We start from the raw sequence: 14581 nt of genomic DNA, 5'->3' as shown, positions 1-14581 counted from the left end.
GCCTCAGCCTCAACATCAGCCTCAGTGCGCGTGCGCCGCGCGGCTGACCACGGTGACCAGTACGATGCCCAGCATCAGCCAGCCCACCTGGGCCACGGTCTCGCGCGCGCTCAGGCGCTTTTGCAGCTGGGGAATCAGGTCGGCCAGCGCCACGTAGATGAAGCTGCTGGAGGCCACGGCCAGGAAGTACGGCAGCAGTTCCTGCAGCTGTCCCACCAGAAAATAGCCGCCAATGCCACCCAGCGTGGTCACGGCCCCGGCCATGGACACCTTGATCAGGGCCACGCGCCGGTTGGAACTGGACTGGCGCAGCACCACGATGTCGCCCATGTGGTGCGGCACTTCGTGGGCCAGCACCGATACCGCCGCGATCAGCCCCAGGCGCATGTCGGCCATGAAGGCGGAGGCGATCAGCACGCCATCGCCAAAGCAGTGCACGCTGTCGCCGGTCAGCACGGCCCAGCCGCCGTGGCGGTGGCCGTGGTGGTGATCATGGGAATGGTCATGGGCGTGGCCCTGGTGATCGTGATGTTCGTGGTGATCGTGCTCATGGGCCGGCGGCGCGCCGTGCTCATGCCCGTGGTGCCACAGCTCGGCCTTGGACAGCAGGAAAAAGAACACCAGGCCCACCAGCAGCGTCACGAACAGGTCATGCGCGCCTGCCTCGCTCTCGAAGGCTTCGGGCAAGAGGTGCATGAAGGCCGTGGCCAGCAGCGCGCCCGCCGCCAGGCTCAACAGCCGCTGCGGCATCATGCCCGGCGAGCGATTGCCTCCCAGCCCCATCAACAACGCGGCCACCCAGACGCTGCCAATACCGGCGGCCAGGGTGGCCAGAATGATTGCTACCAATGTCATAGCGATTTGTGCTTCAACCGTATGCCCTTGCAGGCGAAACCCGCGAATTCTCGCAGAAAGACAGGCCCCATCGCAGCCGTGGCCTGCGATCCCATGAAGGAAGCAGGCCACGGTGTCGGGTGCCCTCGGTTTCAGCCTACAGAAGCTGTCAAGCCCCCCTGCGCGAATAAAGTTGAAAGCCAGTCAGCAATACCTTAAAAACTGGCGCGTCCTCATACCAGGGACACCGAGGAAGGGCCTACGCCGGCCGCGCCGCCCCGCACCGAGGGTGTCGTCCCCCTCCCTCGAAGCGAGAGAGGGGGAAGCGGCGCAGCCGCTCAGGGGGTCACCCCATGCTTATTGAACCAGGCCAGCATTTTTTGCCAACCGTCGCGCGCAGCCTGCTCGCGGTAGCTGGGCCGGTAGTCGGCATGGAAGGCGTGTGGTGCCTCCGGGTAGATCACGAACTCCGAGGCCTTGGCCGCTGCCGAGCCCTGCTTGAGCGCCTCGCGCATGCGCTCCACGGATTCCAGCGGAATGCCCGTGTCCTGCCCGCCATACAGGCCCAGCACCGGCGCCTTGAGGCTGGAGACCAGCTCCAGCGGATGGCGTGGCTGCAGCGCGGTCTTGGCGCCTTCCAGCCGGCCGTACCAGGCCACGCCGGCCTTGACCGGGCCATGGGCCGCATACAGCCAGGTGATGCGCCCGCCCCAGCAAAAGCCCGTGATGGCCACGCGCGCAGTATCGCCGCCCTGCGTGCCCGCCCATTGCACGGCGCCGTCCAGGTCGGCCATGACCTGTTCGTCGGGCACCTTGGAGACCAGCTCGCTCATGAGCTTGGCGATCTCGGTATAGGTCTTGGGATCGCCCTGGCGTGCATACAGATCGGGGGCGATGGCCAGGTAGCCGGCACGCGCCAGGCGGCGGCAGGTGTCGGCAATGTATTCGTGCACGCCGAAGATCTCGGAGATCACCAGCACCACGGGCACATTCTTCTTGCCGGCGGGTGCGGCGCGGTAGGCCGGCACCTTGAAGCCGTTCACGGTGAAATGCACCTCGCCGGCCGTCAGGCCGTCGGCCGGCGTGGAGATGGCGGTCTGCGCCATCAGCGGCGTGGCCGCTGCGGCATAGCCCAGGCCCAGGGCCGTCTGCAATGCCAGGCGCCGCGTGGGCCCCTCTTCGCTGCTGCGCCCCGGAACCAGGGCCTTCAGGTCTTGCTGCTGATCGTCACGCATGCATCTCTCCTTGGTGGTGTTTGAGAACCGGCCAAGTCTACGATGCGCGCGTGAAGCTCAATGTGCCTTGTCCCAGTTGGGGCCGACGCCCACTTCGGCGAGCAAGGGAACCTTCAGTTCCGCCACGCCGGCCATCAGGCGCGGGATCTCGGTGCGCACCCAGTCCGACTCGCCTTCGGGCAGCTCGAACACCAGTTCGTCGTGCACCTGCATGATGACGCGGACCTCGGACTGCCTGGCATCGAGCTCGGCCTGCACCGCCACCATGGCCTTCTTGATCAGGTCGGCCGCCGTGCCCTGCATGGGCGCGTTGATGGCCTGGCGCTCGGCCGCCTTCTTGCGCGGGCCGCTGCCGCCGTTGATGTCCACCAGGTACAGGCGGCGGCCGAAGACGGTTTCCACGTAGCCGTGGTCGCGCGCGAATTCCACCGTCTCGTCCATGTAACGCTTGACGCCCGGATAGCGCTGGAAATAGCGGTCGATGTAGGCGGCCGCAGCCTTGGTCTCTATGCCCAGGTTCTTGGCCAGGCCAAAGCTGCTCATGCCGTAGATCAGCCCGAAGTTGATGACCTTGGCATAGCGGCGCTGCTCGCTGCTGACCTGCTCCAGCTCCACGTTGAAGACTTCCGATGCCGTGGCACGGTGCACGTCGCGGCCTTCGTGGAAGGCGCGCAGCAGGGACTCGTCGCCCGACAGGTGGGCCATGATGCGCAGCTCGATCTGCGAGTAGTCGGCGCTGGCGATCACATGGCCGGGCGCGGCAATGAAGGCCTCGCGCACGCGCCGGCCTTCGGGCGTGCGGATGGGGATGTTCTGCAGGTTGGGGTCGTTGCTGGACAGGCGCCCCGTCACGGCCACGGCCTGGGCGTAGTGCGTGTGCACGCGGCCCGTGCGCGGCAGCGCCAGTTGGGCCAGCTTGTCGGTATAGGTGCCCTTGAGCTTGGACAGGCTGCGGTGCTCCAGCAGCTTGGCGGGCAGCGGATAGTCCTCGGCCAGCTTCTCCAGCACCTCTTCGTCGGTGCTGCGTGCGCCGGTGGCCGTCTTCTTGACCACGGGCATGCCCAGCTTGTCGAAGAAGATTTCGCCCAGCTGCTTGGGGCTGGCCAGGTTGAAGGGCTGGCCCGCGATGTCGTAGGCCTCCTGCTCCAGCTGCACGATGCGCTGGCCCAGGTCGTTGCTCTGCTTGGCCAGCGTGGCGGCATCGATGAGCACGCCGTTGCGCTCTATGCGGAACAGGGCCTCGCTGGTGGCGATCTCCAGCTCGTAGACGCCGCGCAGGCCGTCGTTGGCCTGCAGCTGCGGCCACAGTACGCGGTGCACGTCCAGGGTCTGGTCGGCATCCTCGCAGGCATAGGCGGCAGCCTTGTCCACGGGCACCTGGGCGAACGGGATCTGGTGGGCGCCCTTGCCGCACAGGTCTTCATAGCTGATGCCCGTGCGGTTGGTGTGGCGCAGCGCCAGGCTGGCCAGGCCGTGCGGGCGGTGCACTTCCAGCACATAGCTTTGCAGCATGGTGTCGTGCACATAGCCGTGCACCTCGATGCCGGCATTGGCGAAGACATGGCGGTCGTACTTGACGTGCTGGCCCAGCTTGGGCCGGGCCGCATCCTCCAGCCAGGGCTTGAGGCGCTGCAGCACTTCGTCGGCAGGCAGTTGCTCTGGCGCGTCGGGGCCGGCATGGCGCAGGGGGATGTAGGCAGCGGCGCCGGGCTCCACGCTCAGCGAGATGCCCACGATCTCGGCACGCATCTCGTCCAGCGAGGTGGTTTCGGTATCCAGGGCCGTGAGTTCGGCGGCGTTGATCTTGGCCAGCCACTGGTCGAACGCTTCCCAGGTCAGCACCACGTCATAGTCCAGCGGACGCTGCTGGACGGCCTCGGCCTCGGTGGTGGCTTCGTCGGATTCGGCCTGCTCCTGGGCAAACATGTCGCCCGTGGACTGGTCGGCACGCGGCTTGGCCGCTGGCTTGCGGCCGGCCTTGACGGCCTCCAGCGCATCGGGCTCGGGCGCGGCACCGCCGAGCATGCGCGCCAGGCCCTTGAAGCCGTAGCGCTCATAGAAGTCGCGCAGCGGCGCGGTATCGGGCTCGCGCGGCGCCAGCGCGTCGAGCACCGGCAGGGTGGGCACTTCGGCGCTCAGGTCGCAGTCGGTCTTCATGGTGACCAACTGGCGGCTCAGCGCCAGCTGGCCCGAGGCGATGGCATCGCGCAGGTTCTGGCCGGCCACGCCCTTGATGCCGTCGGCCGCAGCAATCAGGCCGTCGAGCGAGCCGTGCTCGGCCAGCCACTTGACGGCCGTCTTGGGGCCCACCTTGGACACGCCGGGCACGTTGTCCACGGCATCGCCGACCAGGGCCTGGTAGTCGATCATCTGCGTGGGCGGCACGCCGAACTCGGCCGTCACGCCGGCCACGTCGCGGCGCTTGCCGCTCATGGTGTCCATCACCATGATGTGGGAGTCCACCAGCTGGGACAGGTCCTTGTCGCCACTGGAGATCACCACGTTCACGCCCTGGGCGGCGGCCGTCTTGGCCAGGGTGCCGATCACGTCGTCGGCCTCCACACCCTGGATGGCCAGCACCGGCCAGCCCAGCAGGCGGACCACTTCATGGATGGGCTCGATCTGCGAGCGCAGATCGTCGGGCATGGGCGAGCGGTGCGCCTTGTATTCGGGGTAGAGCGTGTCGCGGAAGGTGGGTCCGCTGGTATCGAACACGCAGACGGCGTAGTCGGCCGCCACTTCCTTCCTGATCGCCTGGAGCATGTTGATCATGCCGCGGATGGCGCCCGTGGCAGGGCTTTCCGGGTTGCCGGGCTCGGCGCGCAGGTCCGGCATGGCGTGGTAGGCGCGGTAGAGGTAGCTGGAGCCGTCGATCAGCACCAGGGTCTTGGAATTGCTCATGCGCCGATTGTGCACGCGCCGGCAGGGTGACAGGGCGGGACAGCGCCCGCTGCAAGTTCTACAATGGAGCCTATGCGCGCCGCTCCACTTTTCATCTTCCTGACCCTGGCCGCCAGCTCCGTGCTGGCCCAGAACCCCACGCCTGCCCCGGCTGCCTCCACCGCTCCTGCGGCGGCGACCGAGCAGACCGCGCCGGACACGGCCAAGCCCGAGGGGCGCGATCGAACCAACCAGCGCGTGGAACACATCCATGTGGAAGATGGCGGCAGCCGCGTTGACGAGCTGCGCGTGGGCGGCCAGACCCGCAGCATCACCGTGCAGCCCAAGGTCGGCGACATGCCTTCGTATGAAGTGCAGTCCAACGACGGCGCCCGCTCCTCGCGCAACCGCGGCGATGGCGACGGCACCAACGGCACGCGCGTCTGGAACCTCAAGAAGTTCTGATCCTCACCGGACTGTCCGGGCCCCCGGCCCGGCGGCATCCCAGGGGGCAGCACCTGACGGCGCTGCCCTCTTTCCATATCTGACGACAACGATTTCCGCCGCGCCCTGAAGGCCGGCAATGCAACATGGCCGTTTTCACCGAAGTCTCCGACAAAGACGCGCGCGAGCTGCTGCGCCGCATGTCCCTGGGTTCCTTCAAGGAGCTGCGCGGCATCCAGGGCGGCATAGAGAACACCAACTACTTTCTCACCACCGAACAGGGCGAGTGGGTACTGACGCTGTTCGAGCGCCTGACGGCCGAGCAACTGCCCTTCTACCTGTACCTGATGAAGCACCTGGCGCAGGCCGGCATTCCCGTGCCCGACCCGCAGGCCGAGACGCGCAGCGGCGACATCCTGCTGAGCGTGTGCGGCAAGCCGGCCTCCATCGTCAACCGCCTGCCCGGCAAGAGCGAGCTGGCGCCCCAGCCCGCGCACTGTGCCGCCGTGGGCGAGATGCTGGCGCGCATGCACCTGGCCGGACGCGACTACGATCGCCAGCAGCCCAATCTGCGCAGCCTGCCCTGGTGGAACGAGACCGTGCCCACGGTCATCCCGCACATAGACGCCCCCACGGCCGACCTGCTGCGCTCCGAGCTGGCCTTCCAGAACCATGTGGCCGCCTCGCCCGCCTATGCGGCGCTGCCACGCGGCCCCGTGCACGCCGACCTGTTCCGCGACAACGTGATGTTCGATGGCGAGCGCCTGACCGGCTTCTTCGACTTCTACTTCGCAGGCGTGGACAGCTGGCTGTTCGACCTGGCCGTGTGCCTCAACGACTGGTGCATCGAACACGCCACCGGCGCCCATGACGCCACCAAGGCCAAGGCCATGATTGATGCCTATCAATCGGTACGCCCCCTGACCGCCGCCGAGCGCGAGCTGTTCAACCCCATGCTGCGCGCGGGCGCGCTGCGCTTTTGGATTTCCCGCCTGTGGGATTTCCACCTGCCGCGCGAGGCCTCCATGCTCGTGCCTCACGACCCCACCCATTTCGAGCGCGTGCTGCGCCAGCGCCTGGCCCACCCGGTGGCGCTGGACTGACGTCCGAAGACCGCCACAGCGCGGCCGACAGAGGGCTTTGCGGTCCACGGGCCGCGCGTCCTCGGGTACAGTCCCCGTTCGGGCGCCAGCGGCGCGGCCCATGCCAGAGGCCATGCCCCATCCAGGCGCCCCGACTTCCTCACCCCATGAAACTTCTCATCGTTCCCGCCCGTACCGGCCTGCAATGGGTGCAGCAGGGCATCCGCACCTTCCGCCAGCAGCCGCTGGCACTGGCGGCGCTGTTCTTTCTGTCGATGGCGGCCATGTCGCTGGTCACGGTGCTGCCGCTGATCGGCCCCGTGATCGCGCTGGGCCTGCTGCCGGCCACCTCGCTGGCCATGATGGTGGCGGCGGCCGAGGCATCGCACGGGCGTGCGCCCACGCCGGCCCTGCTGCTGGTGGCCTTTCGCACCGGGCGCCAGCGCCTGAACTCCATGCTCACGCTGGGCGCCATGTATGCGGCAGGCTTCCTGCTGATCATGGGCCTGTCCATGCTGGTGGACGACGGCCAGTTTGCCAACGTCTACCTGGGCGGCGAGCCGCTGACGCGCGAGATCGCCGAGTCGCCCGACTTCCAGGCCGCCATGTGGCTGAGCATGGGCCTGTACCTGCCGCTGTCCCTGCTGTTCTGGCACGCGCCGGGGCTGGTGCACTGGCACAACGTGCCCCCGGTCAAGGCCGTGTTCTTCAGCCTGGTGGCCTGTGTGCGCAACATCGGCGCGCTGGTGGTCTTCGGCCTGAGCTGGATGGGCGTGTTCATCGTGGCCGGCATCGTGATGGCCCTGATCTCGGCCGTGCTGGCCCAGGTGCTGGGCAGCATTGCCAACGGCCTGATGATCGGCACGGCCATGCTGCTGGCCGCCATGTTCTTCACCTCCATCGTCTTCACCTTCCGCGACTGCTTTGCAGCGCCCGATGAAAGCGATGGCAGCGACGCCATTGGCACCGAGCCGCCTGCGCCGCCCGGACTGTCCGGCTGAGCGCTTCGCCACTGCACCCCCAAAGCCCCTTTCAAGGGGCTTTTTCTTTGGACCTTTCTTCGGCCCCCTCTTCGCACCTCTTCTTTGTTTTTTTGACTGGCCGCATCGATCGCCTGGCACCCCTCGCCTGGCGGCTGTCATATGACGCTGTCACTGTTCCGTCATGCGGATGCCATCGCTGTGTCACACCGGCTGCCTAGCATGCCGTGCGGATGTCAAGCCAGCGAGTGCGCGGCAGCATCCCGGCCCATCCCGCCCCCGATGGGTTGACGCTGACAAACCCATAACGGAAGCCCCATGTCCCAATCCACGATGCTCTCCCGCCGCAAGGCGCTGCAATTCCTGACCGGCGCCCCCCTGCTGCCGCTCGGCTCCGCCGTGTCCGCCACCGGCCTGCTGACCGCCTGCGGCGGCGGTGACGACGGCCCCGCGAAGAACTATGTGGCGGCCAGCTTCACCTCCATGGCAGCGCCCACGCTGGCCAACCCCCAGGCCATGGCCAGGATGACCGTGGCCTCGCAGCTCAAGGTGCAGTTCAGCGACAACAGCGAGCAGAGCTTCGACCTGGGCTACCAGCCCTTCTTCGTCACCGGCGATGAAGTGTCCGACGGCAAGGGCGGCAAGATCCTGGCCGGCGGCTACTACGACATCAACAACAACAAGATCATCGACCGCACCGTGGCCGGCAGCGAGCGCCACTTCTTCTCCGATTCGCCCGACGGCACCTCGCTGCTGACCGTGCCCAATGCCAAGGTGGACGGCGTCAAGGGCAAGCCCGTGTTCGCCGTGGTGCAGTTCGAATACACCACCTGGGCGCAGGACGGCAAGACCGACATGTACGGCAAGCTGCCCTCGCCCATCGCCGTGCTGACGCTGGACCAGGACCAGACCACCGGCAAGCTCAGCCTGGTCAAGTACCACAACGTGGACACCTCCAAGGTGCACGGCCTGTGGATCACCTGCGGCGCCAGCCTGTCGCCCTGGGGCACCCACCTGTCCAGCGAAGAGTACGAGCCCGACGCTTTCACCACCGGCAATGCCCAGCTGCTGGCCTTCAGCCAGAACCTGTATGGCGACCAGAACAAGGCCAACCCCTACCACTACGGCCACATGCCCGAAGTGACGGTCAACGTGGACGGCACGGCCAGCATCAAGAAGCATTTCTGCATGGGCCGCATCTCGCACGAGCTGGTCCAGGTCATGCCCGACCAGCGCACGGCGCTGATGGGCGACGACGCCACCAACAGCGGCTACTTCGTCTTCGTGGCCGACAAGGAAAAGGACCTGTCCTCGGGTTCGCTGTACGTGGCCAAGGTGGGCGCGGGCTTCTCCATCGACCCCGCATCGGGCAGCGCCGCCGCGCTGACCTGGATCAAGCTGGGCTCGGCCACCAGCGCCGAGATCGAGCAACTGGCCAACACGCTCAAGCCCACGGACATCATGACCGTGGCCAAGACCGATCCGGGCGACGCCAGCTACACCAAGATCACGGCCAACGGCAAGGTCGAGTGGATCAAGATCAACCCCGGCATGGACAAGGCTGCCGCCTTCCTGGAAACCCACCGCTACGCCGCCTTCAAGGGCGCAAGCATGGGCTTCACCAAGATGGAAGGCACGACCGTCAACGCCAAGGACAAGGTGGCCTACTCGGCCCTGCAGAACTGCGAAAAGTCCATGGTGGCCGGTGATGCGCTGAACGTGGCCGGCAACGGCGTGTCCATCCCCAAGCAGCTCAAGGCCGGCGCCGTGATGGCACTGAACCTGCGCGGCGGCCAGAAGGACACGGCAGGCGCCGCCATCAACAGCGAGTGGATGCCCGTGGACACCAAGGCCCTGCTGGCCGGCGAAGACATCAGCGCCGACGCGCTGGGCAACACCGGCAACCCGAACAAGATCTGCAACCCCGACAACCTCAAGTTCTCGGAGAAGATGCGCACCCTGTTCATCGGCGAGGACAGCGGCCAGCACGTGAACAACTTCCTGTGGGCCTACAACATCGACACCAAGCAGCTGTCGCGCCTGATGTCGATTCCCGCCGGCGGCGAATCCACCGGCCTGCATGCCGTGGACGAGATCAACGGCTGGACCTACATCATGAGCAACTTCCAGCACGCCGGTGACTGGGGCGCCATCCACAACGTGGTCAAGCCCACGCTGGACCCGCTGATCAGCGCCAACTATCGTGGCAAGTTCGGCGCCGCCGTCGGCTACCTGACGGGCACCGCTGCCCAGCCCAAGCTGTCGGCCTGACCGCTGCCCCAGCGCTCCGCCGCCCTGCGGCGAGTGGCGCAGCCACAAAAAGGCCATGGATTTCCATGGCCTTTTTGCATGTCTGCGCCGCAATTGCATGGATGTCATGAACCCGACTCTTAGCGTGCAAAACAAGAGTCATTCTCACCTGATCGCTATAATTTCTGATGCATTGCGGCGTCGCTCGCCCGCCATCGCACCATCTTCAGCCCCGCCGGATCACGCCCCTCAAGGCCCGGCAGGCGCACGCAGAGCCACACTACAGGAGAGACTCCATGACCGAACCTTCCCGCATCCTTCGCAGCACCGCCGCGTGGCTGGCCGCCGCCGCCGCACTGGCGGTGCCGGCCGCGCATGCCGACTATCTCTGGCTGCAGCAGGACGCAGGACAGGCCCGGGCCTATGCCGGAGAGCTGCGCAAGCCGCTGGAACAGCTGCCGGCCCTGGAAGACGCCAAGCAGGTCCTGCCCGACGGCAAGAGCCTTCCCCTGAAGGCCGACGCCAATCATTTCACCGCGGACGCAGGCCAGGGCGATGTGCGCATCGCCGCCACGCGCCCCGGCGCCAATGGCGTGCTGACCTACTACCAGGCCCGTTTCGGCCGCAACGACACCAAGGCCGTGAACGACCTGGAGCTGGTGCCCACCACGGCGGGAGGCGATACGTTCCAGCTGGTGTTCAAGAGCCGCAAGGTCGCGGCCAGCCAGGTCAACGTGCAGACCAGCGAGGGCTGGTACCGCACGCTCACGCCATCGCAGGACGGCACGGTGAGCTTCAAGCCCTACTTCCCGGGCCTGTACGTGCTGGAGGTGACGGCGCGCGTGGACAACGGCTCAGTCACGCTGGACGGCAAGAAGTACACCGACGTGCGCCACACCACGACGCTGAGCTTCGAAGTCAAGCCCTGAGCGCCGGGCGCGGCAGCCCGCGCCTCACTCCACGACCGTGAGCTTGGCAATGGACAGCGCCAGCCACTTCGTGCCGTGGCGGCCAAAGCTGACCTGGGCGCGCGCGTCGTCGCCCGTGCCTTCCAGGGCCAGCACCTTGCCTTCGCCGAACTTGTTGTGGAACACGTTCAGGCCCACGCGCAGGCCGTGGCCCGGAGCGGCCTTTTGCGGCGGCACGGGCGGGCTGGCGAAGACCTCGCTGCGCCAGCCTTCGGCCTTGTTGCCGAAGCCGCCGCGATCGCGTGAACCATAGCCGCCACCACCGCCGCCACCGGGGCGGGGCGCGTAGCTGCCAAAGCCGCCCTGCTTGGGGGTGATCCACTTGAGCGCCTCATCGGGCAGCTCGTCGAAGAAGCGGCTCTTGACGTTGTAGCGCGTCTGCCCGTGCAGCATGCGCGTCTGCGAATGGCTCAGGTACAGGCGCTTGCGCGCGCGGGTGATGGCCACATAGGCCAGGCGGCGCTCTTCCTCCAGGCCGCCGCGGTCCATCATGGCGTTCTCATGCGGGAACAGGCCCTCTTCCACGCCGCCGATGAAGACGGCGTCGAACTCCAGCCCCTTGGAGGCATGCACGGTCATCAGCTGCACGGCGTCCTGGCCGGCCTGGGCCTGGTTGTCGCCAGCCTCCAGCGCCGCGTGCGTCAGGAAGGCGGCCAGCGGCGACAGTGTCTCGCCGGTATCGGCATCGACCATGCCGGCCACGGTGCCGGCCGGCGGCGTGAGCGGCGTGTCCAGCAGCGGCAGCGCAGGGTCCAGGCCCTGGCTGGCGGGACTTTGCGTCAGCGCCCTGGCGCCGTCGTGCTCGTCCAGCGGCAGGGCCACGGCGTCGCGGCCAAAGCCCTCCTGGGTGACAAAGCTCTCGGCCGCGTTCACGAGTTCCTGCAGGTTCTCGATGCGGTCGGCGCCTTCCTTTTCGTTGCGGTAGTGCTCGAGCAGGCCGCTTTCTTCCTCGATGGCCTCGATGATCTCGCGCAGCGTGCGGCCCTGGGTCTGCTCGCGCAGCACGTCGATCTTGGCGACAAAGCCTGCGAGCTTGGTGCCCGGCGCGCCCGGCACCGCCGAGACGGCATCGTGCAGCGAGCAGCCCGCGCTGCGCGCCGCGTCCTGCAGCGTCTCCACGCTGCGCGCGCCGATGCCGCGCGGCGGGAAGTTCACCACGCGCAGAAAGCTGGTGTCGTCGTGCGGGTTCTCCAGCAGGCGCAGGTAGGCCAGCGCATGCTTGATTTCGGCGCGCTCGAAAAAGCGCAGGCCGCCGTACACGCGGTAGGGAATGGCGGCATTGAACAGCTGCGATTCGATCACCCGGCTTTGCGCATTGCTGCGGTAGAGCACGGCGATTTCCTGGCGCTGCCAGCCGTCCTTTTTCACGAGCTGCTGGATTTCCTCGACCATCCACTGCGCCTCGGCCATGTCCGTGGGCGCTTCGTAGATGCGCACGGGCTCGCCCGGGCCCTGGGTGGTGCGCAGGTTCTTGCCCAGGCGCTGGCTGTTGTGGCTGATGAGCGCGTTGGCGCAGTCGAGGATGTTGCTGTAGGAGCGGTAGTTCTGCTCCAGCTTGATCTGCTGGCGCACGTCGAACTCGCGCACGAAGTCCTGCATGTTGCCCACGCGCGCACCGCGAAAGGCGTAGATGCTCTGGTCGTCGTCGCCCACGGCGATCACGCTGCCCGTGGCCTGCAGGCGGCCATCCACCATGTCGCCCGCCAGCTGCTTGAGCCACTGGTACTGCAGCTTGTTGGTGTCCTGGAACTCGTCGACCATGATGTGGCGAAAGCGCCGCTGGTAGTGGGCGCGCAGCGCGGCATCGTCGCGCAGCAGCTCGAAGGAGCGCAGCATCAGCTCGCCGAAATCGACCACGCCTTCGCGCTGGCACTGCTCCTCGTAGAGCTGGTAGATCTCGACCTTCTTGCGCGTGTCCGGGTCATTGGCCACCACGTCGCCGGGGCGCATGCCCTCTTCCTTGCAGCCGGCAATGAAGTACTGCAGCTGCTTGGGCGGGAAGCGCTCGTCGTCCACGTTGAACTGCTTGCACAGGCGCTTGACGGCCGACAGCTGGTCCTGCGTGTCCAGGATCTGGAAGGTGGACGACAGCCCTGCCGCCTGGTGGTGGGCACGCAGCAGCCGGTTGCACAGGCCGTGGAAGGTGCCTATCCACATGCCGCGCACGTTGTAGGGCAGCATGGTCGACAGGCGCGCCAGCATTTCCTTGGCCGCCTTGTTGGTGAAGGTCACGGCCAGGATGGAGCCCGGCGTGGCCTGGCCCGTCTGCAGCAGCCAGGCGATGCGCGTGGTCAGCACCCGCGTCTTGCCCGAGCCGGCGCCGGCCAGGATCAGCGCATGGCCGGCCGGCAGCGTGACGGCAGCGAGCTGCTCCTCGTTGAGGTTGGCCAGCAAAGGGGAGTTGGAGGCGGGTGCGGCACCGGAGGCGCCGTCGAGCAGATCGATCGGGAACATCCCGGCATTGTAGGAAGCGCCCTGGCCTGCGGGGAAAGCCATGCTGCATTTCCCGCATTCGACACATGCAGCGCATCTTCCCGGTCCATAACGCCATTGCTATAACCGCTATATCGACAGGGCGCCCGGGCCCGCCGCCGGCAACGTATAGAATCAATCACCGGGCCCAAGTTTCTTGCGGTCCGGTTTTTTGTGCCCGGGCCACAGCCGCCCTGGCGACGCGGCCCGCCCGCGCCGCCCGCAAGACCGGCCTCCAAGCCAAGCGCCCCATCGCGGAGGGATGTTCCTGCCGCGACCTTTCATGGAGCTTGGAATCAAATGGAAATCTTCGACTACGACAACATCCTGCTGCTGCCGCGCAAGTGCCGCGTGGAAAGCCGCTCGGAGTGTGATGCCAGCGTGGAGCTGGGCGGTCGGTCCTTCCGCATCCCGGCCGTGCCGGCCAACATGAAGACGGTGGTGGATGAAAGCATCTGCACCTGGCTGGCCCGCAACGGCTACTTCTACGTGATGCACCGCTTTGACCTGGACAACGTGCAGTTCGTGCGCGAGATGCAGGGCAAGGGCTGCTTCGCCTCCATCTCGCTGGGCGTCAAGAAGCCCGACTACGACACCGTGGACCGCTTCGTCGCCGAAGGCCTGTGCCCCGAATACATCACCATCGACATCGCCCACGGCCATGCCGACAGCGTGAAGAACATGATCGGCTACCTCAAGGAAAAGCTGCCCAAGTCCTTCGTGATCGCCGGCAACGTGGGCACGCCCGAAGCCGTGATCGACCTGGAGAACTGGGGCGCCGACGCGACCAAGGTCGGCATCGGCCCCGGCAAGGTCTGCATCACCAAGCTCAAGACGGGCTTCGGCACGGGCGGCTGGCAGCTGTCGGCGCTCAAGTGGTGCGCGCGCGTGGCCACCAAGCCCATCATTGCCGACGGCGGCATCCGCAGCCACGGCGACATCGCCAAGAGCGTGCGCTTTGGCGCCACCATGGTGATGATCGGCTCGCTGTTCGCGGGCCATGAGGAATCGCCGGGCCAGACGGTCGAGGAAAACGGCCAGCGCTTCAAGGAGTACTACGGCTCGGCCTCGGACTTCAACAAGGGCGAGTACAAGCACGTCGAAGGCAAGCGCATCCTCGAGCCCGTCAAGGGACTTCTGGCCGACACCCTGATCGAGATGGAGCAGGATGTGCAAAGCTCCATCAGCTACTCGGGCGGCAAGAAGCTGATGGACATCCGCAAGGTCAACTACGTGATCCTGGGCGGTGACAACGCAGGCGAACATCTGCTGATGTAAGCGCAGACACCAAGGCAAGGCGGCTTCGGCCGCCTTTTTTTGTGCCTGCGTTCCCGACGTCACGCAGGCCGCGCATGCCGAGATCGCGCCATGAACCAAAAAATTGGCGTGTCTTCCTGCAAGCATGCCAAAAATGCCGCATAATTGCGGTCTCGTTT

Annotated in this window: 10 protein-coding genes; 6 read left to right on the top strand and 4 right to left on the bottom strand. The window is 66.7% G+C overall.

The window, feature by feature from the left end:
• Positions 1 to 21: 21 nt before the first annotated feature.
• From G4D77_RS23290 to polA, 3 genes are all read right to left on the bottom strand, one after another.
• On the bottom strand, positions 22 to 855 hold the full coding sequence (locus G4D77_RS23290; protein ID WP_034396735.1) for a ZIP family metal transporter: 834 nt from the start codon (positions 853 to 855) through the stop codon (positions 22 to 24).
• A gap of 317 nt (positions 856 to 1172) precedes the next feature.
• Positions 1173 to 2069, bottom strand: coding sequence for a dienelactone hydrolase family protein (locus tag G4D77_RS23285; RefSeq protein WP_016451120.1), 897 nt, complete (start codon positions 2067 to 2069; stop codon positions 1173 to 1175).
• A gap of 57 nt (positions 2070 to 2126) precedes the next feature.
• Positions 2127 to 4970 (bottom strand): DNA polymerase I, encoded by a 2844-nt coding sequence (gene polA, locus G4D77_RS23280; protein WP_154833661.1) that lies wholly within the window; start codon positions 4968 to 4970, stop codon positions 2127 to 2129.
• A gap of 72 nt (positions 4971 to 5042) precedes the next feature.
• Here polA and G4D77_RS23275 point away from each other — a divergent pair, with 72 nt between their 5' ends.
• The 5 genes from G4D77_RS23275 (at position 5043) to G4D77_RS23255 (ending at position 10634) form a co-directional block, all read left to right on the top strand.
• Positions 5043 to 5414: a hypothetical protein gene (locus G4D77_RS23275; protein ID WP_013800945.1), complete on the top strand. Its 372-nt coding sequence runs from the start codon at positions 5043 to 5045 to the stop codon at positions 5412 to 5414.
• Between the two features lie 125 nt (positions 5415 to 5539).
• Positions 5540 to 6496, top strand: coding sequence for a homoserine kinase (locus tag G4D77_RS23270; protein ID WP_097201524.1), 957 nt, complete (start codon positions 5540 to 5542; stop codon positions 6494 to 6496).
• Between the two features lie 146 nt (positions 6497 to 6642).
• On the top strand, positions 6643 to 7476 hold the full coding sequence (locus G4D77_RS23265; protein ID WP_012207126.1) for a BPSS1780 family membrane protein: 834 nt from the start codon (positions 6643 to 6645) through the stop codon (positions 7474 to 7476).
• Between the two features lie 297 nt (positions 7477 to 7773).
• Positions 7774 to 9726, top strand: coding sequence for a PhoX family protein (locus G4D77_RS23260; RefSeq protein ID WP_154833660.1), 1953 nt, complete (start codon positions 7774 to 7776; stop codon positions 9724 to 9726).
• A 275-nt stretch (positions 9727 to 10001) separates the two neighbouring features.
• The gene (locus tag G4D77_RS23255) at positions 10002 to 10634 is read left to right on the top strand and encodes a hypothetical protein (protein WP_213757743.1); all 633 of its coding nucleotides are present in this window, start codon (positions 10002 to 10004) and stop codon (positions 10632 to 10634) included.
• A 24-nt stretch (positions 10635 to 10658) separates the two neighbouring features.
• On the opposite strand, the gene G4D77_RS23250 is transcribed toward G4D77_RS23255, so the two are convergent.
• On the bottom strand, positions 10659 to 13127 hold the full coding sequence (locus G4D77_RS23250) for a UvrD-helicase domain-containing protein (RefSeq protein WP_154836323.1): 2469 nt from the start codon (positions 13125 to 13127) through the stop codon (positions 10659 to 10661).
• A 318-nt stretch (positions 13128 to 13445) separates the two neighbouring features.
• Here G4D77_RS23250 and G4D77_RS23245 point away from each other — a divergent pair, with 318 nt between their 5' ends.
• Positions 13446 to 14423, top strand: a complete 978-nt coding sequence (locus G4D77_RS23245) for a GMP reductase (protein ID WP_016445795.1) — start codon at positions 13446 to 13448, stop codon at positions 14421 to 14423.
• Positions 14424 to 14581: the final 158 nt, after the last annotated feature.

This window comes from Delftia sp. WY8 (genome assembly GCF_018437695.1).
Classification (GTDB): Bacteria; Pseudomonadota; Gammaproteobacteria; order Burkholderiales; family Burkholderiaceae_C; genus Comamonas; species Comamonas tsuruhatensis.
The sequence above is the reverse complement of the archived record's forward strand: the minus strand, read 5'-3'. Positions and strand labels throughout refer to the sequence as shown.

What these genes read in the sequence shown, in the direction of transcription:
- G4D77_RS23290 (WP_034396735.1), bottom strand. Translation starts at nt 855, where the DNA reads ATGACATTGGTAGCAATCATTCTGGCCACCCTGGCCGCCGGTATTGGC.
- G4D77_RS23285 (WP_016451120.1), bottom strand. Translation starts at nt 2,069, where the DNA reads ATGCGTGACGATCAGCAGCAAGACCTGAAGGCCCTGGTTCCGGGGCGC.
- polA (WP_154833661.1), bottom strand. Translation starts at nt 4,970, where the DNA reads ATGAGCAATTCCAAGACCCTGGTGCTGATCGACGGCTCCAGCTACCTC.
- G4D77_RS23275 (WP_013800945.1), top strand. Translation starts at nt 5,043, where the DNA reads ATGCGCGCCGCTCCACTTTTCATCTTCCTGACCCTGGCCGCCAGCTCC.
- G4D77_RS23270 (WP_097201524.1), top strand. Translation starts at nt 5,540, where the DNA reads ATGGCCGTTTTCACCGAAGTCTCCGACAAAGACGCGCGCGAGCTGCTG.
- G4D77_RS23265 (WP_012207126.1), top strand. Translation starts at nt 6,643, where the DNA reads ATGAAACTTCTCATCGTTCCCGCCCGTACCGGCCTGCAATGGGTGCAG.
- G4D77_RS23260 (WP_154833660.1), top strand. Translation starts at nt 7,774, where the DNA reads ATGTCCCAATCCACGATGCTCTCCCGCCGCAAGGCGCTGCAATTCCTG.
- G4D77_RS23255 (WP_213757743.1), top strand. Translation starts at nt 10,002, where the DNA reads ATGACCGAACCTTCCCGCATCCTTCGCAGCACCGCCGCGTGGCTGGCC.
- G4D77_RS23250 (WP_154836323.1), bottom strand. Translation starts at nt 13,127, where the DNA reads ATGTTCCCGATCGATCTGCTCGACGGCGCCTCCGGTGCCGCACCCGCC.
- G4D77_RS23245 (WP_016445795.1), top strand. Translation starts at nt 13,446, where the DNA reads ATGGAAATCTTCGACTACGACAACATCCTGCTGCTGCCGCGCAAGTGC.